The organism is Bradyrhizobium sp. Unk1 (assembly GCF_059512345.1).
The window spans coordinates 143,859-165,911 of sequence record NZ_JCAMOP010000018.1; the positions used below are offsets into that span (position 1 = coordinate 143,859).

The following is a 22,053-nucleotide window of genomic DNA, read 5'->3' on the forward strand; positions in this document are numbered from 1 at the left end:
GCGTGCTTCATCCGTTTCCATATTGGAGGTTTACCCGCGTACACTTGAGAGCGCGTTCAGCCGCATTCTAGTGTCGCGAAATAGCGGCAGGCGCAGATTGCGGATGCCAAGTAATTCAGGCGACTCTCCAAATGGCTCGCCTGTCCACCGCATTCAGGGCGTGTCGAAGATGTATAAGGACTAGTGTGATCTGATGTCACTCGGATGCGCCATCGATGAGGCCCCGCGCATAGAAGGCCTGCCCGCAGACGTCAGAACGTCGACAGCGATGCTAGACGAGGCGGAAAAGCCCCGTGGTGCAGAGAGGTACTGGCTAGTCCAATCGCCTCGTCGTCATCTTCCGGGATATCTCGCGCAGGGCATTGGCCGGATGACGGGTGCGAACCATGAGATCGCTTCGTCGCGAGCGAAGGCGCACGGCGCGGTGCAGGCGAGGAGTGCCGCGCTCCGACGGGTCATGGCAGCTCATTTCAGTATTGATCAGCGGTTCGACGACTAGCGAGCTCACGTGACCATCTCCGCTCATAATTCCACCTGCGCAGGGAAGCTAGCCATGAACGTTGCCGTATCCCGGACTGCGGAACCTCCTTCTGCACGCGCCCAAGTGCAGTGGAGTCGTCGCTGGGAAAGCGAATTGCAGCTCACCGATCATGCCGAACTCGCCGAGTTCTTCCGCAAGTGTTACGGGCCGACCGGTGCGTTCAATGCGCAGGCATTTGAGGGCAACCGAAGTTGGGCCGGTGCAAGACCTGAGGTCCGCGTAATCGGTTACGACGCGCGCGGGATAGCTGCTCACGTCGGGCTACTACGCCGCTTCATCAATGTTGGTGGGGTCGATCTTCTCGTAGGCGAACTGGGGTTATACGCGGTGCGTCCGGATCTTGAAGGGCTGGGAATCAGCCATGCAATGCGCGTGATGTATCCCATGCTGCATGAGCTTGGGATTCCATTCGGCTTTGGCACGGTTCGGCCTGCGCTTGAGAAACATATGACCCGACTGGTCGAAAGGCAGGGGCTCGCAACCCTCATGTCTGGCATTCGCGTCCGCTCCACGCATCCGGATGTCTATCCCAATTTGCCGCCGATCCGGATCGAAGACGTGATCGTAGTGGTTTTCCCGGTTGGACGCTCGATAAGCGAGTGGCCGGGTGGGACGATCATCGATCGGAACGGGCCTGAGTTGTGAAAGAGCTTTTCCCCATATCTGCTGTCCGTTGCGACTACGCTGACGTGAGCGGAAGTCGCCCCGTCTATTTGACCTTTGACGATGGGCCAAATCCATTTTGCACGCCAGAGGTGCTCGATGTGCTGGCGCAACATCGGAGTCCGGCGACGTTCTTCGTGATCGGCACGTACGCGGCCGAACAACCTGAACTCATTCGACGAATGATCGCGGAAGGGCACGAGGTTGCGAACCACACGATGACGCATCCGGATCTATCCAGATGCGGACCAACGGAGGTCCGCGATGAAGTTCTGGCGGCGAGCGAGGCGATCCGTTCGGCGTGCCCGCAGGCCTCACCCAGGCACATGCGAGCACCTTACGGCATGTGGACACAAGAGGTGCTTGCTGTGTCATCGAGCGCTGGTCTCACACCTGTGCACTGGTCGGTCGATCCGAGAGATTGGTCCCGCCCCGGGACTGATAGAATTGTGAATTCAGTACTGGCGACCGTTCGCCCGGGTGCAATTCTGCTCCTGCACGACGGATATCCTCCTGATGAGGAGCGACCGTGCACTGATGCCACGCTGCGTGATCAGACCACGAGCGCGCTGTCGCATCTGATCCCGGCACTACAACGGCGCGGGTTTTCAATCAGTCCACTCCCTCAACTTCACTGAAAAAACACCATATGGACCTGTTCGCTACAACCAGTGCTGTCGCTGTTTCGTCTTATGCGCTGCTCTCGACGATCTACAAGAGCGCACAAGCGCTTTATGCCCAACCGGCGATGGACTCATCGCTGCAGGACAATCTGGGACGATCGGAGGCGGTCCTTCCCAGTGTAGACGTCATCGTACCATGCTTCAACGAGGATCCAATCACGCTCGCCCAATGTCTGGAGTCGCTTGCGAATCAAGACTACACCGGAAAGCTGCAGGTCTATGTGGTCGATGACGGATCTGCAAACCGCGACCTTGTCGCGCCTGTACACAAAATCTATGCGAACGATCCGAGGTTCAGCATCATCTTGCTGGCAAACAACGTTGGAAAGCGCAAGGCGCAGATCGCCGCAATACGCAGCTCATACGGTGACCTGGTCCTCAACGTCGACTCGGATACGATACTTGCCGCTGACGTTGTCACGAAGCTTGTACTGAAGATGCACGACCCGCAAGTCGGTGCGGCCATGGGTCAGTTGATAGCGAGCAACCGCAGCCAAACCTGGCTGACCAGGCTGATCGATATGGAATACTGGTTGGCATGCAACGAGGAGCGCGCGGCGCAGGCGCGTTTCGGTGCGGTCATGTGCTGCTGCGGCCCATGTGCCATGTATCGTCGCTCCGCGCTCGCCTTGCTTCTTGATCAATACGAAGCGCAATTCTTCCGTGGGAAGCCGAGCGATTTCGGCGAGGATCGCCATCTGACGATCCTCATGCTCAAGGCGGGATTTCGAACCGAATACGTCTCGGACGCGATCGCAGCAACAGTCGTCCCGGACCGCCTTGGGCCATATCTACGTCAGCAACTCCGCTGGGCGCGTAGTACCTTCCGGGACACGTTCCTTGCATTACGCCTGCTGCCAGAGCTCGATGGCTATCTGACGCTAGACGTTGTCGGGCAAAATCTCGGCCCGTTGCTTCTCGCCCTTTCAACATTGGCTGCGCTCGCACAGCTCCTAATCGTCGGCTCTGTGCCCTGGTGGACGGGATTGACGATTGCAGCAATGACAATGGTCCGGTGCAGTGTGGCAGCCCTTCGTGCTCGCGAACTGCGGTTTCTCGGCTTCTCGCTCCACACACCGATCAATATCTTTCTCTTACTTCCCTTGAAGGCCTACGCGCTTTGTACATTGAGCAACAGCGATTGGCTATCGCGCAAGGTCGCCGGTGGGCCGGCCGAAGGGGAAAAGCAGACTGTCATCCTGCATCCGAAGGCTGGACGAAGTGCTGCAAGTAAATGGGGAATGTGTGGAACAATTCGTAAGGCGGGGCTTCCGTACCGTGAATCGAGCCTGACGGCAACGAAGAGTGTTTGCGGTCGCGATCGTTCGACTGGCTGCAAGTAGGTGATAGGCTCATGATCCCGGACGAAAACCATCAGCTATTAGAGCGAGAGTTAGCTGTCGACGACCCATGGCGCCTCGACAGTAGTTCTTTCGAGCAGGAGCGATACGCGCAAATGCTCCGGATGTCGCTTTGCAATGGAGATGTTGCGTATGCCCTCGAAGTGGGATGTGCAGCCGGTTCATTCACCGGCATGCTGGCGCCGCTATGCAAAAGACTCACCGTGGTCGATCTCATGCCCCAGGCGATCGAGCGAGCGCGACGACGGACCAGGACGTGGTCACATATCACCTGGGTGACCTGCGACATTCAGCGGTTCTCGACCACTGAGCAGTTCGATTTGATCGTCGTGGCCGAAGTTCTTTACTACCTCAAGGACATTGTCGAGATGCATGCGGCTATCCGCAATCTGGTGAGAATGCTTGCGCCAAATGGAGCTCTGATTTTCGGGTCCGCACGTGATGCCACATGTCAACGATGGGGTCATGCTGCTGGGGCCGAAACGGTGATCGCTCTCTTCAACGAGAGCCTATCGGAGGTCGAGCGTCTGCACTGCCACACCGAGTCGGTCAACGAAGACTGCTTGATCGTCCGGTTCCGGAAGCCGGGTCACTCGTCAGAACAATCAAACGTCGGTCACTAGACCAGGGGATCTTATGCGCATCTGCGGCATCAAGTTGACACATGACGGGGCAATTGCTGTCGTCGAGGACGGGCGGCTTGTCTTTTGCACCGAGCAAGAGAAGCGCGGCAACGGTCCACGCTATCAATCCATCGAAAATCTCGATGCAGTCGTGCTCGCTTTGGCAGAGCATGGCCTGGATCCGCGGGATATCGATCAGTTCGTCATCGACGGCTGGGATGGGGAGATTGAGTCGGAGTTCCAGGTCCTAAGTGGCGCTGTGCCGATCGCGCTGAAAGGGGCGCCATATGTCGAGCGCCATGCTGAGGGCCTTCTTGATTCCGTCGACGGCTTTGGCCTGATCCTCGGAGGCAAGGTGTTTCCATATAAGAGCTACCCGCACGTCACGGGCCACGTCGCGTCAGCATATTGCACCAGTCCCTTTGCCAGCGCGGGAAAACCCGCGTTCTGCCTGGTATGGGACGGCTGCATCTTTCCACGTCTTTACTATGTGGAACCTCGGGGGGCACGGCTCATTGCATCCTTGTTTCCGATGATTGGCCATGCCTATGCTGCCGCGGGCCTTCACTTCGGCCCTTATAGGCAGCCGATCCGCTCCAGTTGGGATTTGGGCATCGCCGGCAAGCTGATGGCCTACATCGCGCTTGGCTCTGTCGACGAAAGCATCGTGGCGGTGTTCCAGGAGCTCTATGAAAAGCGCTTCGCCGCTGACACGGAGCAGGCTCGTCGCTACCGCGCTGACATCAACAATGCGGAATCGTCGCTTGCAGCTATGCACGACTTCTTCGAGGCAAGCGCATTGCGCCTGACGGCCAAGCGAGCGGAGGACGTCCTTGCGTCGTTTCATGTGTTCGTGGAACGTCTTCTTGTCAAGGAAATGGCGATGGTTCTGCTGCGACACTCGTCGCTTCCAGGAGCACGAAATCTATGTATCGCCGGAGGGTGCGGTCTCAATATCAAGTGGAACAGCGCGCTTCGTGCGGCGGGATTGTTTGATGACGTTTGGGTGCCGCCGTTTCCGAATGACAGCGGCTCGGCAATCGGCGCTGCTTGCGGCGCGATGGCGGCGCAAAATGGCTTCGGGCCATTGGAATGGTCAGTCTACAGTGGTCCGGTCCTGCAGGACAGCGAGCTTCCGCCGGATTGGGAGGCGGCGCCATGCAGTCTGCGTGAACTTGCGGCGGTTCTCGCCGACAACAAGCCGGTCATCTTCCTTTCCGGGCGCGCCGAGCTTGGGCCGCGGGCGTTGGGCGGCAGAAGCATTCTTGCAGCGCCGACCTCCCCAGCAATGAAGGATCATCTCAACGACATCAAGCGTCGCGAGCACTTCCGGCCAGTGGCGCCGATCTGTCTGGAGGATCGGGCGCCAGAAATGTTCAGCCCAGGTACCCCAGATCCTTACATGCTGTTCGATCACCAGACCCGGGCGGAATGGCGCGACAAGGTCCCCGCTGTGGTCCATCTTGACGGCTCGGCGCGGCTGCAGACAATCTCCCGCAACTCTCCGCACAAGGTCGCCGCGCTTCTCGTCGAATTTGAACAACTCACGGGGATACCGCTGCTCTGCAACACGAGCGCCAACCTCCACGGACGGGGATTCTTCCCGGATGCTGCCGCGGCCTGCCAATGGGGGCGCGTCGAGCATGTGTGGTGCGACGGCCAACTCTGGACCAAAACGGTCGTCAAGAAGCCATCGTCTGCTGAACGACTTCTTTCAGTCTAAGATGAACATGTCCACGGTAGCGATTGACCTTGCCGACGTGAAAAAGTCATTTGGCGACAAGGTCATCGTCAATGAACTATCGTTCTCGGTTGCGCGCGGAGAATGCTTCGGCCTGCTTGGCCCAAATGGAGCTGGCAAGAGCACGATTGCGCGTATGCTCCTCGGCATGATTTCGCCGGACGCAGGCAAGATTACGGTCCTCAATGAGCCTGTGCCTTCCCGCGCTCGTGTGGCGCGTATGCGCATCGGCGTGGTGCCGCAGTTCGATAACCTTGAACTCGAGTTCACCGTTCGAGAGAACCTGCTCGTGTTTGGTCGCTATTTCGGAATGAGCGCTCGTAAGATCGAGGCGGTCGCACCATCGCTGCTCGAGTTTGCGCGCCTCGAAAGCAAGGCGGACGTGCGCGTCTCCGAGTTGTCCGGTGGCATGAAGAGGCGGCTGACGCTGGCTCGCGCCCTGATTAATGATCCACATCTACTCGTGATGGACGAGCCTACAACTGGTCTTGATCCGCATGCACGCCACCTGATTTGGGAACGCCTGCGAGTTCTGCTTGCGCGTGGCAAGACGATCCTCTTGACCACTCACTTCATGGAAGAGGCCGAACGCCTGTGCGATCGGCTGTGTGTCCTCGAGGGTGGATGCAAGATCGCCGAAGGCAAGCCAGACGGCCTGATCGATGAGCATATCGGCTGTAACGTGGTCGAAATCTATGGCGGTGATCCACATCAGCTCTGCGAGCTGATCAGGCCGCACGCACGGCACATCGAAGTGAGTGGAGAGACGCTCTTTTGTTATGCGCCATATCCGGAGCAGGTACGCGTGAAACTGCGCGGGCGAGCGGGCCTTCGTATTCTGCAGCGCCCCCCGAATCTCGAAGACGTGTTTTTGCGGCTGACCGGGCGCGAGATGGAGAAGTGAGCGATGGGTGAAAGTTATGCGGCGGTGATGCCCGCTAACGCGTACAACTGGATTGCGGTATGGCGTCGGAACTTCCTCGCATGGAAGAAAGTCGCACTTGCATCGATTCTCGGCAACCTCGCAGATCCTATAACCAATCTGTTTGGCCTCGGCTTTGGCCTTGGACTGATCGTGGGGCGCGTTGAGGGGACGTCGTACATCGCGTTCCTGGCGGCAGGCATGGTCGCGACCAGCGCCATGACGTCCGCGACCTTTGAAACCATGTATGCCGCCTTTGCACGCATGGACGCCAAGCGCACCTGGGAAGCAATCCTCTCCACTCAGCTCACGCTTGGCGACATCGTTCTGGGTGAACTGGTGTGGGCGGCCAGTAAGTCCGTTTTGGCCGGAACAGCGATCGGGATCGTCGCTGCCACGCTGGGTTATGCGTCATGGCCATCCATTCTGTATGCGATGCCCACAATCGCCCTTACTGGCCTTGTCTTCGCCAGCCTGGCGATGGTCGTCATATCTCTTGCGCCAAGTTACGATTACTTCGTGTTTTACCAGACACTTGTCCTCACTCCTATGGTGTTTTTGTGTGGCGTGGTATTTCCGACGAGCCAACTGCCCGGCTCATTTCAGCATTTCGCCGGCTTGTTGCCTCTCGCACATTCGGTCGACCTTATTCGCCCAGCGATGCTTGAGCGCGGCGCCGACAGCGCGGCCCTGCACGTAGGTGCGCTCTGCGTTTACGCGGTCTTGCCCTTTTTCGCGTCGACAGCACTATTTCGGCGCCGCCTGCTGCGTTGACGTGAGTTCAGCGCAAATGGAGAAAGTCACAGCGATGCACTGTCACGATGCGTTTCTGCGGTAGCTCTGGATGACCTGGTCTGTCACGGCAGCTGTTGCAATGGCCTTAAGAGTGCGATCGAGCAAGGTCAACGGCCGTCTGTTTGGTCGATCGGTGCGGACGCCAGCACCGTTACTTCTGAGCGCCTGTCGCTAGGCGATAGTTGCGCTGTCTGGCCCGCGCACCCGACGGAGCGTGACTGTACAGATTAGATAGGTGGGACGCAGTTGGCGTTTCCGGCATGATCAAATGGAGAACGGGATGTTGTGCCTGGGAGTGAGTGGCGGTCTTGACAAAATCTATGAACGCTCGCCGGAGCTGCCGAATACATTTCTTCATGATGGCGCTGCGGTTCTTGTGCAGGATGGCCGCGTGATTGCTGCTGTCGAAGAGGAGCGCCTCAACCGCGTCAAGCACTCCAACAAGTTCCCAGGCAATTCGATCCGATACTGCCTTTCTTCCGCAGGAGTTGAGCTCGGCGAGATCGACCGTATCGCGTTCTACGCGACTGAAGCCTACTGCAATACCATGCTCGAGCGCCTTTCTGTTTCTCAGCCCGTTCCGTTGGACGCCAAACTGTTGCTACGCCAGCTGCTGGCACGGGAGTTCGGCGCCGAGATCGATCCGTCGCGGCTTTCCTTCGTGAATCACCACGAAGCGCATGCCGTGAGCGCATTTGCCATGTCCGGGTTCGATCAAAGTCTCGTTTTTGCGATCGACGGCGGTGGCGATTTTCTCTCCGGCTTATTGGCGGTGGGGTCTGGCACCGAAATTGCGCAACTTGCAAGCTTCCCAGAGCATAACTCCCTGGGGCTGTTCTATCTCGAGACGATCCGATATCTCGGCTACGGGTTGTTCGACGAGTACAAAGTGATGGGGCTTGCCCCGTATGGCGATCCCGCTCCTTATCGCAAGCTCTTCGCGCAGTTCTACGAGTTGTTGGAAAACGGTGGCTATCGCGTTCACCTGGATCGGATCGGTCCAGACCTGGTTCGCAACATCGAGGTTCGGCGAAAAGGAATGCCATTCACCCAACAGCATCGAGATGTCAGCGCTTCGCTGCAGGAGGCGCTGGAGCAGATCGTGTTTCACATCCTGCGGCACCATCGTGAAGCGACGGGCATGACACGCTTGTGCCTGGCTGGGGGAGTAGCCCATAATTGCACGCTGAACGGTAAGCTGCTTTATTCCGGACTATTTGACGATATCTTTGTTCAACCCGCGGCGCACGACGCCGGTTGCGCACTCGGCGCTGCGTTGATGCTGTCAAACGAGCTGGGCAGGCCGGCGCCGCGCGAGCGACTTCCGGACGTTTATTGGGGGCCCGATCTCGGCAACGAGCAAGCCGTAGAGTATGAGCTCAACGCATGGTCAGGCCACCTCGACATTCAACGAAGCGATGACATAGCAGCCAGTGCGGCAGACTGGATGGCAAATGGCGCTGTAATCGGCTGGGTTCAGGGCCGCTCTGAGTTCGGCCCACGTGCGCTTGGTAACCGCAGCATTCTTGCGGACCCGCGGCCTGCGGAAAACAAGGACCGCATCAACGCGATGGTCAAGAAGCGCGAGGGCTATCGTCCCTTTGCGCCATCTGTACTGGAGGAGGATGCGAGCGAGTTCTTTGAGCTCCCGGAGGGCACGCAGCAGCTCCCCTTCATGAACTTCGTGGTTCGTGTGCGTGAAGCCAAGCGCAACGTGCTCGGTGCGATCACACACGTTGATGGGACCGCTCGGCTGCAGACAGTATCGCGCAAGACAAACCCCACCTATTGGGATGTAATTTATGCGTTCAAGAGGCGAACAGGCATCCCAGTTCTTCTGAATACCTCATTTAACAACAATGCCGAGCCCATCGTGGAGTCCGTGTCAGATGCGATCACAACGTTCTTGACGACTGACCTGGACGGACTTGTTGTTGGGCCTTTCCTCGTCAGGAAGCGGCCAGCATCGCTGCAGGATTGGAGTACACTGGGCGTTTCATTGCCGCCGTATGCATCCCTTCATCGTGTTCGCTCCCACACAGCGCCAGATCGTCAGGAAACGGTCTGCGAGATCCGCACGGGACATTCCGCCCACGATAGTATGCGTATCTCACATGAGCTTTTCGAGATCTTGATGCGGATCGAGGGCGAGGCGTCGCTCGACCGGCTTCTTGACGCAACCATGCTGGACCAAGCCGAGCGTGAAGATCTCGTGAAGGAACTGCGGCTCGTGTGGGAGCTGCGGGGCGTTCGGCTGCATCCGCCGCGCGCGGCTGCAATAAAGTGCAAAGCGAAACATAGCCGGAGCTCATGAGCATGGCCATGCCTATGCCTGCTGTGAGGAGGCCAGGCTATCCGACGCACGGGGGGGCATCGGGCATCCGACTGAACCGCTCAAGAAAAGACGGAGTGTTGCGAGAACGCGGCCCATCACGGATAGCGCTGCTATGAAGTTCTACCGACGCAGCTCGCCGGCACCGCGATTTCAGACCATGACGTCGGACAAGATGATACGTGAGATGTCTGTAATGACGTCTCTTGTCCAACCAGGAGCCCGGGAACAGGCAATGCAGAGCGGTTCGAAGAATGATAGGTTCGTAGTTTCCCGGCGACGCACGGGGTTCGGCGACTGCCTGTGGTCACTGGCGGCAGCCTGGCGTTTTGCAAAGCAGACAGGACGGACGCTAGCCATCGATTGGCGGGGATCTTGTTACCTCGATGAGCCATCCACCAACGCCTTTCCAGTCTTCTTCGAACCGGTTCAAGACATTGCTGGCGTGCGGGTGATTTGCGACGACAAGATCAATCAGTGTTCATTTCCGGGACCATTCTTCCCGACATGGTGGAACAAGCCATCCATCGATTGCGTCTATCGCCCGGACGAGCAGATTTTCCGGGAGCGCGACGAACTCGATAAACTGTTCCAAAGTCGCAAAGATAGTGACGCGAACACGGTTGTGTGTGATGCGTGCCTGATGTGGCGCTGCGATCAGGAGGCCGAACGAGAAATCTTTCGGAGCATCAAGCCACGACCTGAAATTCAGGCTCGGATTGATGCTATCTACCGCGAGCACTTTGAATCGTACAGCGTAATCGGCATCCATGTCCGGCATGGCAACGGCGAGGACATTATGGGGCATGCTCCCTACTGGGCTGACCCGGAGCGCGCCTTGCGACAGGTCTGTAATGCCATTGATAAGGCCAGGGTGTTACCCCACGCAAAACCCGTGAGGGCTTTCCTGTGCACGGACAGCGCGCTCGTTCTTGAGAAGGTTTCGACTATATTTCCTGATGTTTTCACGATCCCAAAACGATTCCAGGCACCTCAGGCCGGCCCATTGCACAACGCCGCGCTCGGAGCCGAGGGCGGCTTTTCCGCCCTCACCGATATGTATCTCCTTGCGCGCTGCGATACCGTGATCCGTTTCCCCCCGACGAGCGCCTTCACGCGCTATGCGCGTCTCTTTGCCCCACGCGTGATAGAATTCGATTTGAACGATCCGAGCCGATTGATCCTGATTGAAGAATCCTCGCAAGAGCTCGTGGCTTCATGAAATTCGTAGCTCGCCTGATCGATCTGATTGCCGCTATTTGCATCCAGCAGTATTGGCAGATCGTTTCAGAGCGGCAATTGTCTGCCCAATGTGATGCTTTGTTGCGAACTTCCACCGGAGAACAGAGCGACGCGGGGTCCGAATGTCTTCCGCTGAAGCTCGACGTCGACAACAATGACCTTACGCGCTGCCGCCGCGGTAAACAGGTGTAACACGTCTCGTCTTCGCCTCGGGGGGCCGCGAGTCGAAGCTAATCGGTGGTCAATCGCGGATGAACATATCGAAAGGGTCTCCGTTCAGCCGGCGAGTTCCGTCTTGGCGGTCGGTACTCGCTGGTACGAACGGGCGCTCTCAGGATCCACTATTTTGAAGAAAACATTCAGTACGCCAGGTCGTGGCCCGGAATCAATCCGCCCGGCGATGTGCCAGTGCTGGACACAGCAGATCGGGGCGCGATGAAGTCGGCATCAGCTGCCGGCGAATCTAACGTACGAAGCTGGTAACGTCAGCTTTCGAGTTGAAGCGGCTACTGGCGGCGGCCGCTATCCTTATCGATCGTTGCCCCGACGAGAGCGCTGGCCATTTTTTGGCTCTTCCGGTTGTGCGATCGGGAAAGAGAGCACGGCTCGTAGCCTTGTCTTTATAGTGTGCTCGCGACATTACGTAGCTGATGCACCATCGCTGTCACAAAGCACACCCACCGTGTCTTGAACCAGCCAAGCATTTCGCGTGCGCGACATTAGGACGCAAAACCGAAGCGGATTTGCATGCATCGCAGTGGCCCAAATCCTGCTACGCGTGCGGCGCGCAACAGGAGAGGAGGCGGGCGTGGGTCTGGATCTGCCAAATGACGATCTAATCAGAGACCCGCTGCCCGAAACACATTTGGCTTGCCCCTTTCAGGCCGATAAAGCCCGTGTTCATGGCGGAGAACAGAAGGCGATGTTCCTCACCGGAGCATCGCGCGGAATTGGTCATGCCACTGCCAAGCTGTTCTCGGAGGCGGGCTGGCGCATCATTTCTTGCGCGCGTCAACCGTTCGACGGCGAGCAATGCCCCTGGCCGGCAGGCAGCGAGGATCATGTCCAAATCGACCTCAGCAATCATCGAATGCTGCCGCGCGCGATCACTGAGGTCAAGAAACGCTTGGCCGGTGCACCTTTGCACGCGCTAGTGAACAATGCCGGTGTCTCGCCGAAAACGCCCGCTGGCGATCGGATGACGTCGTTGACGACGTCAATCGAGACTTGGATGAGGGTGTTCCATCTCAATCTGGTGGCCCCGATCCTGCTGGCGCAGGGTTTGTTTGACGAGCTAAGAGCCGCGTCAGGGTCGATCGTGAATGTGACTTCGATTGCGGGCTCGCGGGTGCACCCGTTTGCGGGCAGTGCCTATGCCACGTCGAAAGCTGCGCTTGCGAGCCTCACACGCGAAATGGCCCACGATTATGCGCCGCATGGCATTCGCGTGAATGCGATCGCGCCCGGCGAAATCAGGACGGACATGTTATCGCCCGACACAGAAGCGCGTCTCGTGCCAAGTATCCCGCTGCGCAGAGTGGGAACCCCGGATGAAGTGGCCAAGGTCATCTTTTTCCTGTGCTCGGATGCGGCGAGCTATGTCACAGGGGCCGAGGTGCCAATCAATGGTGGGCAACATCTGTGAATCGGCCGGCCGTGGCGACACAGTTGACTTGAGCTGCAGCAGCGGTACGCTTTTTCTTCGCTGACGACGCGCACGCAATCCGTATAAATGAAATGAAGGCACACCGTAAGTTTACCATCGTGCCATGAAAAGGTGTCACGGTTCTATGTCATCTCGTCAACACTTGGCGTTAGATCGAGCGTGACATGCAAAACGAAGCTCGCCAACCAGGACAAGGTGCCAGGGAGGATGATCAAGACAACGGAGGCCGCCTCATGCTGGATATCCCTTCCTCACGCGAAAGACCGGCCTCGCAACCTGAGCCGGAGGGTAAGCTCTCGGGGGAGCCGTTGCGTGAGAGCGCGCTGACCGGCATCTTCGAAATATCGAAAATACTCACCGCTCCTTGTCGGCTCGAAGTCACGTTGGCCAACGTTGTTGGTCTTCTGCAATCGTTTGTGCAGATGCGACACGGCATCGTCTCGCTGTTCGACGACGACGGCATGCCAGACATGACAGTGGGCGCGGGCTGGAGCGAAGGCAGCGACGAACATTACCGGATGCGACTACCGCGGAAGGCAATCGACCAGATCATCGCGGCGGACAGGCCTCTTGTCGCCGAGAACGTGGCCGCCGAGCCGGTATTCAGCGCTGCAGACCGGGAAGTGCTCGGCGCCTCCGACAATATGCCAGTGTCGTTCATCGGGGTTCCGATTCGCATTGATCCGAAGGTCGTGGGTACCCTGACGGTTGATCGTATCCGGGACGATAGGTCGAGTCTCCGGCTCGAGTACGATGCGCGACTGCTCGCCATGATCGCCAACCTGGTGGGACAAACAGTGAAGTTGCATCGCTTGTTCGGCTGCGATCGCGAACGACTGATGGCGGAGAAAGACCGGCTACAAAAGCAAGTACTGGAGCTCAGGCAACCCGCTCGGGAGCGCAAGAAGCTACACGTCCACGGGATCATTGGCGACAGTCCGGCGCTGCGCGGGTTGCTCGAGAAGATTGCGGTTGTAGCCAGATCGAACAGCACGGTTTTGCTGCGTGGCGAATCCGGTACCGGAAAGGAACTCGTAGCCAAGGCCATTCACGAATCATCGTCCCGCGCCAGGCGCCCGTTCGTTAAGCTGAATTGCGCGGCGCTTCCTGAGACCGTCCTGGAATCCGAATTATTCGGACATGAGAAAGGCGCCTTTACCGGTGCTTTCAGCTCGCGCAAGGGTCGCTTCGAACTTGCCGACAAAGGAACGCTGTTTCTTGACGAGATCGGCGAGATCTCAGCTCCGTTCCAGGCGAAGTTGCTGCGCGTTCTGCAAGAGCAGGAGTTCGAGCGCGTCGGCAGCAACCAGACTATTAAGGTCGATGTTCGAGTGATAGCTGCGACCAACAAGAACCTGGAAGAGGCTGTCGCAAGGAGCGAGTTCCGAGCGGACCTCTACTATCGCATCAGTGTAGTTCCATTACTGTTGCCACCACTGCGCGAAAGACGCAGTGATATTCCGCTGCTTGCCAGGGAGTTCCTCAGAAATTTCAATAACGAGAACGGCCGTACGCTGACCTTGGAGGCGAGTGCGATCGATGTACTGATGAACTGCGGCTTTCCGGGAAATGTCCGCGAACTTGAGAACTGCATCGAGCGGACGGCGACGCTGTGCTCCGGATCATCGATCGTGAGAAGTGACTTTGCGTGCTCCCACGGCCAGTGCCTTTCTGCGATGCTGTGGAAGGGCACGTCGGACGAGAGACCAGCCCAGCCCGCACCCATGCCATCGGTGCCCGCAAAGTCCACCATTCCGCTAGTTGAAGCGACCCAGCCGGCCCAGTCTGTCGGCGGCGAACTGGCCTCACTAGGGCCTCCCGGCGCAGTTCTCGTTAGTGGCGCGAAGATGGCCGATCGCGAACGGGTCATTGCGGCCATGGAAAAATCTGGCTGGGTGCAGGCAAAAGCAGCGCGCCTGCTCGGACTAACGCCGCGCCAGATTGGCTACGCGCTGAGGAAATTTGGAATCGAGATAAAGCGGTTCTGAACGACGACGTCGGTCGGAACTGCCACTGCCAAATATAGCTATATGAGCACGATCTCCGGTAGGCAATCTCATCGCTCTGAAGGGAATGGGTCCGCCCTCGGGGACGACTTGGCCCCGAGCAAAACCACCGCGCCCGCTTGCGGGACTGCTGTCGAAACGCGGGCTCACCTGATTCGGTGAGAGAGGAAATTGGGCGCCATGACATACTTAGCGTCACCCGCGGGCCATGCAATCGCGAACAGTCGGTTGGCTGAACATCTAACAAGCGTCATGCCTATCCGTCGATCAAGCTCGGACTAGTGAGCGGCAATGCTCATTGAACGTCAACCGGTCGGCCGACGCTGGTGATTGGGTAATCAGTCGCAAGCTGGCCTCACTCAGCTGGCGTGCCCTGCGGAAAAGCGCTGTCGCAATCCTGACTATGTTAGCATTCGTTGGTGGGGAAGCGGCTAGAGGGCCGCAGCACCCGGTCTAAGCCTCTGTGATGGCAAGCCGATTCCAAATGGACGGGCGATGGTACAACACTTGCTGTGCTCTCCGCAGCTGTCGCAGCTTTTGGAGCAACACCGTGCACAATGTCGTCTGCATCAAACAGGTTCCGGACTCGGCGCAGATCCGCGTGCACCCCGTGACCAATACAATCATGCGTCAGGGAGTGCCGACCATCATCAACCCATATGACCTCTTCGCGCTCGAGGCCGCGCTGGAGCTGCGCGATCGGTTCGGCGGCGAAATAACCGTGCTTACAATGGGGCCGCCATCAGCGGAAGATTCTTTGCGAAAGGCGCTGACTTATGGCGCTGATCGCGCCGTCCTACTCACCGATCGCTGCTTTGCGGGCTCCGACACCCTGGCCACAACGTATGCACTTGCAACAGCCATCCGAAAAATTGGTAGCGAATATGGCCCGACAAACGTCATCTTCACGGGAAAGCAGACCATCGACGGCGACACGGCGCAGGTTGGCCCCGGCATCGCAAAGCGGCTAGGCGTACTGCAGCTAACCTACGTTGCGAAAGTCAGATCCTTAGATCTCGCCGCCCATACAATTGAAGCGGAACGACGCTCCGAAGGTGGTGTCCAGGTGCTGCACACGAGGCTGCCCTGTCTCATCACCATGCTGGAGGCAACGAATCAGATTCGGCGCGGCGCGATGGCGAATGCTTTGCGTGCCGCGCGTGCCCAAATCGTGAAATGGAGCGCAAGCGATGCCGGTATCGAGGACGTCTCCAAATGCGGCCTCAAGGGATCGCCGACCGTCGTCAAGCGAGTGTTCGCTCCCTCTGCGCGGGCTGAGAAGGCGAAGCTCGTTGAGGCCGCCGAGCAACCGGCGCAGGCGTTGATAGACGCGATTTTCAAGCATCAGCCGAAGCTCGAAGCCGATCTTGCTGCACTTGTCCGTGACGCTTGATCTGGATAGTCGTGATCGAAACGGTCCAGGATGTACCAACACCATGAGGCACCCGCGTCCAGTGAGCGCGCAAGATGTATGCTAGACTAGGCATCCCGGCCCGCGACCTGCGCGTTCTGGCCCATAGCGTTCTTCGATTGCTCGCGATCACCCGGGACCGCATGTTCCGCAGACCCCCTCGATCGATGCCCGGAGTTGACCGCGATTGTCAGGCGCATCGACAAAGGGCTGCGCATGCGTCCAGATCCCACAATAGGGTCGTGTTCCGAGGGCGTTGAGGCGACTGCTTCGCACGTAGTTGTCACGAGCGAAGACGGATTACGTCAGCGATCGGGATCACCATGCTAGCGCACGAACGCCCAAAGCGCTGTCGCGCCGTTCAGGGCGCGAAGCCCACCTATGTGGTACCTTTGAACCAATCTCCGCGATTCAAAAGCCCTATACCCGTTGTGAGTGGCGGCTGGCTCTTCGCCGTCTGGTGTCCGACGGCCGTGCAAGCGCTGTCAGGTTCAGTACACTGCAATGAGGAGTCGGTCGCGAGCGTTTTGCCAATGTATTCAGACTGTGGGGTGAATGCATGAGTTGGCACGGTGATTGCTGTAAACGCGCAAGAAGGCAGCGTGATGGCGCTCGCAAACGCGAAACATAGCGGCGGTCTCTTTGAGAAGCTCGTGCCGGCGCCAGCAGCCGGCATTTCGCGCAGCTTGCGCCCGAAGGCCCGAAAACCAGGTAGATGCGGATAGTCCTTGCAATGCTGCACGAATCTCATAGCGGTTCGATCGACTGGCAAGAGCAGCAACCGCGACGGCCTGCGCGGCGCAATATCTCACCATGACTCTGCAAGCGAATGCTGGCCGGGCCGGAAATTCGCGGCATCGGACTTTTCGTGGACCGGAATCCGTCTGGATCGCCGCCGCTCAGTTGATCTACGCGCTCCCTTCGATTCGGGTGAGCGGCACTGAGCACGCCGCTGTCTGCTACCGCGAAGGTGGCGGCCAAGAATGTCGCCTGGATGGTGAACGCGATCACAAGCCCATCGAAACCAACGAACTCGCGGTGGCCAATAGTTGGCGCGGATACGAAGTTGCTCCGTCAAAGACCGTTCTCTTCTCATCGCCAGGGGTCAAATGACATCTCAAGCGTCTCGATTTACACCCGATCAGCCTCCGCAGATATGCTGCGAGTATTTGATTGAGCAAGCGCGAGTCCTGTTCGGCCCGCACCCGTTCGCTGCGGAGATGTCCCAGGACCAGGTCGCAAGCCTGATGCCTGAATATCTGGCGATGTCACAAGCGTTCCCGTACCTGCTGGCGGGGGCGCAAAGGGATCTCATATTCGATGCAATGAATCACAATCGAGATCTTACGAGGGACATTGAACTGACCAGCGTGGTCGCAAATTTCATTTGTTGGGATGAGACAGGTGGTTATAGCCAAAGTCTCCAGGGCGGCAAGGCGGCGCTACCCGATATTCTGGTGACTGAGAACTTCCACTCCAACCTGTTTAGAAAGGATGCGTCGAAACTACTCGGCAGAGCAATACGGCCCAACTGCAGCGCCACGACAAGGCGGTACCTGCATTCTCTCTATGCCGGATTGTCATCCAAGGATGCCTTAGTGCGTTGCGCCAACATGGTTGCTTTTGAGCTACATGCTGCGGACATGATCCAATCGCTATGGACCACTCTGGTCAAAACCTTTAAGGCGCGACCTGACGATCTTGAGTACTTCCGCAGCCATGTCGGCGGAGAAGATCCCGCGGAGAAGTATCACGGAGAAATGACAAGCCGGCTGATTGGCGAACTTGTCCCGGCTGACCGTAATGCTCGCTTTTTGGATGAATTCGATCGAGCCTATCGGCTCAGCGTACAGTGGTGCCACGATATGCTCCGAATTGTCCCATTGACGGGAGATGATCACTCGGAGATCGAACACCGTGGCCGTTGTCATTGTGGTTCTGTCAAGTTCTACGTCAAAGCACCGCGAGAGCTCTCTGCGGTTCGATGCAATTGCTCAATCTGCCAAATGTCTGGATTTCTGCACTTGTTCGTACCTGGCAATAAGCTTGCAATTGAGTGCGGCGAAGAATTCCTCACGACGTATCAGTTCAACAAGAACATCGCTCGGCACACGTTTTGCCGGGTTTGTGGCGTAAAGCCATTCTATAGGCCGCGGTCGAACCCCTCGGGCTTCAGCGTAAACATTCGATGCCTGGATAACAGGACCATCGAACGCACAACAATAAGCGAGTTCGATGGCGAGCATTGGGACCAAGCATTCCGCTCGATGCACCAGGACCTGGAGTCCTGCGTCGAAGATAAAACCCTGGAGTGAACTCGAATGGCGCGCGCAATGAATCATAAATCCCGCCTGCTTTCAGAAGAAGCTTTGACAAAGTACCGCATTGAGCTGTTGGTGAAGGGGACGGTCGTGATCGGCCCCCAGATATTGTTCACCCAAGATGACTTGGCCAAGATCGATCAGCTTCAGGCTGAGATTCCCGAAGAAGAAGTGAGGGAGGGAGATGCCGGCGACTCGCACAATGTTTTCGTCAAACGCGTGAGGGTAGACCCGCCCGGCCGCGCTCCTAGCGACGCGAGTGGTGCAGCTCCAGGGCAGATCATGGAACTACTTGAAAGGAAAGACCGAAGCTTCGCGCTAAGTAAGATTTTGGGAGCCACGTCAGATTACTTGATTCGCCGATGCCAAATGCATCGGATGCCTCCTGGTTCCTTTGTTGGCATTCATCTGGATGCTGCGAGCGACCCGGATTTCGAGTACTCGGTGATTGTGCAGCTGGCGAGGGACTTCGAGGGGGGGCAGTTCGTGGTATATCCAAGCCGGTACGAACACCAGGTATTCCGACCACCATTCGGCGCCGTGCTTGTCACCACATGTAAGCTCCGCCACGAGGTGAAGCCTGTGCTGTCCGGCGAGCGCCGATCGCTGGTCTACTTCTGTTCAAAACGCAGCGGCGCGAACCGCCGGATCATTGAAAGCTCTACCGCTGACGTATGAGGTGGGGTGGCTGAAATTGGGTAAAGGGTGAGCTCTCAGGAGAGGGTGGTAGCTTGGCTATCTTGTGTTGCTCAGACTGTCCCCTCGCAAAGACTGCCACAATGCCGGTCGGAGGCCACGGCTAGCCTTGATGCCTGTAAAGGCCACCACGCGTAATCCGAGCACAGGTTGCTCAGAGTAGTTGTGGCAAGTCATCGTCGCTGCGTCGAATCGGCGCGCGTGTTGGCGCGCGATGATGTACGCGCGCTGCGCGCATGAAGCCTGTGTTGTCGTCAGGTTCTCAACAGCTACCAGACCTAGCAAACAGCCGAATGCTCGGGGCGATTTGGGACGTTATGTGCGCGCTGGGGCTTTGCAGGATCCATCAGAAGAGAAGACTCTTCTGAAGCCACGATCGGCCTTTTGCTCGATCGTCCTGCAAACCGAGTCTTAAGTATTTATTTCGAAAGTGAGAACGGATGGACTTTACCTCAACTCGCGGGGGCTCCAGCAGTCGGGCAGCGCGGGTCCGGAAGTGAACTTGTCGGTTTTCCCCCTCCGGCAGATGCAGCGGCTTTCGAGCAGTCAGTTGCGGGAGATCGCCAATGCAGGTGACGGCGTGCCGATGCAAGTCTCCATTCACCGGGTCGGTGCACCCTTACCTGAGGGACAGCCGCTTACGGAGGCGGGCGAACACGAATACTCGCAAATACCGCATGGCGGAAGGGGTGAGACGATGCCTTCCGTCTCGGCGCGGCAGCCGCGCTGGGCAACCTGGGCTTTCGTAGGCCGCAGGGGTGAGCCTCTCCATTCTGAAGATGCGCGGCTTGTCGAGGCGCTGAGGGCGGCACTCATCAACGGCGGCTTCAAGGAGCGCACTGCCAAGAGTCATGTAGACTCTCTTCTTAGATTGGGACGAAGGCTCGTCAAGAACAACAAGCAGGGCATAGCCGAACACCTTTACGAGGGCACGCTGGACAGCGATGCAAAAAACCTTCACGCCCCAAACAGGGGCAGTACCTCCCCTTCATCCACCTCTATACGCGGCTGCACCGCAGTCCCCCGGCGGAAACGGACATGCAGGAATATTTCCGCGTCAGCCCGCCTTCGGTTCACCAAATGGTGCTGACATTGGAAAGGGCCGGTCTCATCAGAAGGCTGCCAAGGACACCCCGCAGCATCGAGGTCCGTGTTGATGCCAAAAGCCTGCCGCAGCTAATCTGACCGCCGTCCGACGCAGCCCGTCATAATCACTATGCAGAGCGACTACGACGCGCCGGCTGGAGGCTGGGAAGAGCGAACCGGGAGCCGGCTCTCCGATGATCTAGGGGCTTCTGACCGGATTTTCGGCTACAGTCTACTTATGCGGGCTGACCCGCTGGACGAAGGGCGCGAGGTGAAGCTCCTAGAATGAGCTGAGACAGATAGGGAATGTCGCGCACGATTCGGCGCACCATCAGCGTGACGAGAACAATCGCTCCCCCTAGAATACCCGCCACGGCCAACCTGGTTGTGAGATCCGAAGGCTCTGCGTACTGTATCGAATCCATGAGGCGAAATACCGTACCCTGAATCAAGTACAGCACGAGCGTGCTCTGTCCTATTTCCACGGCGATAAAGCAGACCACTCGATTTGAGCGGCCAAATCTCCAGCATTGCAAGAAGAGCTCAATCATGATCGCTGAGGCTGCCGCAGAGCCAAAAAGCATCAGAAGCACGTTCTTCGCCGACAGCATATCTTGAACCAGGGCGAGATTGTTGTAGACGTAAGTGTCCTTCTGCCAGGCTAGAAAACACACCAGTGCCGCTATGCAGAGAGACGCGATCAAGAGCAGCTTGTGAGAGCGTGTTATGCGCGTCCAGCGGTCTCTCGACTGGGCAAATGAGAAGCCCAGGCAGAAAAACGGGTAAGTATACTTTATAAGAGGAAATATGGAGAATGTCACGGGCGCAAGCGCGACCAGTACGACTGATACGAACAAGATCCAGGGCGAGCAATGATCGAAGATCGAAAGAAGTTTAACGAGAAGAAAACAAACGAACGCTGCCCAGATGAACCAGTACGCGCCGGTAACATCGTATAGAAATGGCAAAATGTCGCCCGATGCGTCAGGCGCGCGGGGAAGCACAGCCCACTTTGCTGTCTCCAGGAGAGCGTACCAAAACAGCATGGGCAGCAAGAGCTGCATCGCCCGATCGCCGACGGCCTGCGCCAACGACTTTCGCAACAGCGCACGGCAAGCAAGATATCCGCTTATCGCCATAAAGAGAGGCATGTGGAACATGTAGATCCATTTGAAGCATGGCGAATCCCAGAAGCCTTCATTTCGGTAGAGGATATACTGGATGAGGTGACCGACGATCACCAAAATGATCAGCACTCCTTTGGCGAAATCCAAAGCTAGATCGCGATCGTTCGCCTCTGGCGCACCAGGCGCAGTCGATCCGGTTAAATTTCGCAATGTTCAATCATTCGTTGCTGCAGCTTTGCTCCATGGGGATCGATCCGACTGACATTGTGGAGGCAATTGCCATCGAGAGGCTACGCTCCGATAGCTGGCTGGGCACCAATGTTCAATTATATGAAGGCGGTTGATCGGTATAAATAAGAGGGAACGAGTAATACGAAGGTTTGCCGTTTCAGGTCATGAAATGCGTCGCCTTGTTGGCGCCGGCGGGATCGAGCGGGCCGTTGGGGAATGTTGGAGGACCGTCCACAGTTGTCGATGTCAATCAACCCTGAGCAGGCGCAGGAGATAGAGCAAGCTGCAAGACGGGAAACTGCTAGGTCCATCTCAAGCTGGTCGCTGCCCACCCCGTCTAACTTTGATTCGAGCATGTTGCCGGGAACGCCATCCTCTGTCGGCCTCGGTCGTCTGATGTCGAACGCCGTGGGGAGCTCTGGTTGATTGGCTATCGCGCTGCACCTCGAGCACCTCATCGACGATCGGCCAGCACTTCAGGAGCGACTTAAGGCTGGTCGGAATTGGGGCTGACAGAGCTCGAGCGAGATGAGGCAGACATTCACGTCGCGTGGTCAGGTACCGCGCGCGATCGAAAGCAGGGACAAGTTCCGATGAATTGAGCGG

16 protein-coding genes are annotated in these 22,053 nt (G+C 57.7%); 15 read left to right on the forward strand and 1 reads right to left on the reverse strand.

Annotated elements, in window-relative coordinates; genetic code table 11:
* Positions 1–553: 553 nt before the first annotated feature.
* The 15 genes from AC5ZFO_RS23785 (at position 554) to AC5ZFO_RS23855 (ending at position 18,985) form a co-directional block, all read left to right on the forward strand.
* A complete protein-coding gene (locus AC5ZFO_RS23785; RefSeq protein ID WP_282525611.1) occupies positions 554–1,186 on the forward strand; it encodes a NodA family N-acyltransferase in 633 nt (210 codons plus the stop codon).
* Positions 1,183–1,842 (forward strand): chitooligosaccharide deacetylase NodB, encoded by a 660-nt coding sequence (gene nodB, locus AC5ZFO_RS23790; protein WP_496122685.1) that lies wholly within the window; start codon positions 1,183–1,185, stop codon positions 1,840–1,842. Before AC5ZFO_RS23785 ends, nodB begins: the two co-directional genes overlap by 4 nt.
* An 11-nt stretch (positions 1,843–1,853) precedes the next feature.
* A complete protein-coding gene (nodC, locus tag AC5ZFO_RS23795) occupies positions 1,854–3,230 on the forward strand; it encodes a chitooligosaccharide synthase NodC (RefSeq protein ID WP_496122686.1) in 1,377 nt (458 codons plus the stop codon).
* An 11-nt stretch (positions 3,231–3,241) separates the two neighbouring features.
* Entirely contained in the window at positions 3,242–3,871 is a 630-nt protein-coding gene (gene nodS, locus AC5ZFO_RS23800; RefSeq protein ID WP_496122687.1) for a nodulation methyltransferase NodS, read from the forward strand.
* A gap of 13 nt (positions 3,872–3,884) precedes the next feature.
* Complete coding sequence (nodU, locus tag AC5ZFO_RS23805; protein WP_496122688.1) at positions 3,885–5,594, forward strand: nodulation protein NodU; 1,710 nt, start codon at positions 3,885–3,887, stop codon at positions 5,592–5,594.
* 1 nt (position 5,595) lies between these two features.
* Positions 5,596–6,516, forward strand: a complete 921-nt coding sequence (gene nodI, locus AC5ZFO_RS23810) for a nodulation factor ABC transporter ATP-binding protein NodI (protein ID WP_282525616.1) — start codon at positions 5,596–5,598, stop codon at positions 6,514–6,516.
* A 3-nt stretch (positions 6,517–6,519) separates the two neighbouring features.
* Positions 6,520–7,308 carry an ABC transporter permease gene (locus AC5ZFO_RS23815; protein ID WP_496122689.1) on the forward strand — a complete coding sequence of 263 codons (789 nt, stop codon included), beginning with the start codon at positions 6,520–6,522 and terminating at the stop codon, positions 7,306–7,308.
* A 301-nt stretch (positions 7,309–7,609) separates the two neighbouring features.
* Entirely contained in the window at positions 7,610–9,643 is a 2,034-nt protein-coding gene (locus tag AC5ZFO_RS23820; protein WP_496122690.1) for a carbamoyltransferase family protein, read from the forward strand.
* 133 nt (positions 9,644–9,776) lie between these two features.
* Positions 9,777–10,883 (forward strand): nodulation protein NodZ, encoded by a 1,107-nt coding sequence (locus AC5ZFO_RS23825; RefSeq protein WP_496122691.1) that lies wholly within the window; start codon positions 9,777–9,779, stop codon positions 10,881–10,883.
* Positions 10,880–11,095: a hypothetical protein gene (locus AC5ZFO_RS23830; RefSeq protein WP_496122692.1), complete on the forward strand. Its 216-nt coding sequence runs from the start codon at positions 10,880–10,882 to the stop codon at positions 11,093–11,095. Before AC5ZFO_RS23825 ends, AC5ZFO_RS23830 begins: the two co-directional genes overlap by 4 nt.
* 616 nt (positions 11,096–11,711) lie before the next feature.
* A complete protein-coding gene (locus tag AC5ZFO_RS23835; RefSeq protein WP_496122693.1) occupies positions 11,712–12,548 on the forward strand; it encodes an SDR family NAD(P)-dependent oxidoreductase in 837 nt (278 codons plus the stop codon).
* A 254-nt stretch (positions 12,549–12,802) separates the two neighbouring features.
* Positions 12,803–14,557, forward strand: coding sequence for a nif-specific transcriptional activator NifA (gene nifA, locus AC5ZFO_RS23840; protein ID WP_496122694.1), 1,755 nt, complete (start codon positions 12,803–12,805; stop codon positions 14,555–14,557).
* A gap of 568 nt (positions 14,558–15,125) precedes the next feature.
* Positions 15,126–15,968 carry an electron transfer flavoprotein subunit beta/FixA family protein gene (locus tag AC5ZFO_RS23845; protein ID WP_282525622.1) on the forward strand — a complete coding sequence of 281 codons (843 nt, stop codon included), beginning with the start codon at positions 15,126–15,128 and terminating at the stop codon, positions 15,966–15,968.
* A 1,265-nt stretch (positions 15,969–17,233) separates the two neighbouring features.
* Entirely contained in the window at positions 17,234–18,301 is a 1,068-nt protein-coding gene (locus AC5ZFO_RS23850; RefSeq protein ID WP_496122695.1) for a GFA family protein, read from the forward strand.
* Positions 18,302–18,307: 6 nt separating this feature from the next.
* Positions 18,308–18,985, forward strand: coding sequence for a 2OG-Fe(II) oxygenase (locus AC5ZFO_RS23855; RefSeq protein ID WP_496122696.1), 678 nt, complete (start codon positions 18,308–18,310; stop codon positions 18,983–18,985).
* Between the two features lie 1,340 nt (positions 18,986–20,325).
* On the opposite strand, the gene nolL is transcribed toward AC5ZFO_RS23855, so the two are convergent.
* Positions 20,326–21,426: a nodulation factor fucose acetyltransferase NolL gene (gene nolL, locus AC5ZFO_RS23860; RefSeq protein ID WP_496122697.1), complete on the reverse strand. Its 1,101-nt coding sequence runs from the start codon at positions 21,424–21,426 to the stop codon at positions 20,326–20,328.
* Positions 21,427–22,053 lie beyond the last annotated feature (627 nt).

Coding starts and splice junctions, on each gene's coding strand:
- AC5ZFO_RS23785 (WP_282525611.1), top strand. CDS start 554: ATGAACGTTGCCGTATCCCGGACTGCGGAACCTCCTTCTGCACGCGCC.
- nodC (WP_496122686.1), top strand. CDS start 1,854: ATGGACCTGTTCGCTACAACCAGTGCTGTCGCTGTTTCGTCTTATGCG.
- nodS (WP_496122687.1), top strand. CDS start 3,242: ATGATCCCGGACGAAAACCATCAGCTATTAGAGCGAGAGTTAGCTGTC.
- nodU (WP_496122688.1), top strand. CDS start 3,885: ATGCGCATCTGCGGCATCAAGTTGACACATGACGGGGCAATTGCTGTC.
- nodI (WP_282525616.1), top strand. CDS start 5,596: ATGAACATGTCCACGGTAGCGATTGACCTTGCCGACGTGAAAAAGTCA.
- AC5ZFO_RS23815 (WP_496122689.1), top strand. CDS start 6,520: ATGGGTGAAAGTTATGCGGCGGTGATGCCCGCTAACGCGTACAACTGG.
- AC5ZFO_RS23820 (WP_496122690.1), top strand. CDS start 7,610: ATGTTGTGCCTGGGAGTGAGTGGCGGTCTTGACAAAATCTATGAACGC.
- AC5ZFO_RS23825 (WP_496122691.1), top strand. CDS start 9,777: ATGAAGTTCTACCGACGCAGCTCGCCGGCACCGCGATTTCAGACCATG.
- AC5ZFO_RS23830 (WP_496122692.1), top strand. CDS start 10,880: ATGAAATTCGTAGCTCGCCTGATCGATCTGATTGCCGCTATTTGCATC.
- nifA (WP_496122694.1), top strand. CDS start 12,803: ATGCTGGATATCCCTTCCTCACGCGAAAGACCGGCCTCGCAACCTGAG.
- AC5ZFO_RS23850 (WP_496122695.1), top strand. CDS start 17,234: ATGCCTGAATATCTGGCGATGTCACAAGCGTTCCCGTACCTGCTGGCG.
- AC5ZFO_RS23855 (WP_496122696.1), top strand. CDS start 18,308: ATGGCGCGCGCAATGAATCATAAATCCCGCCTGCTTTCAGAAGAAGCT.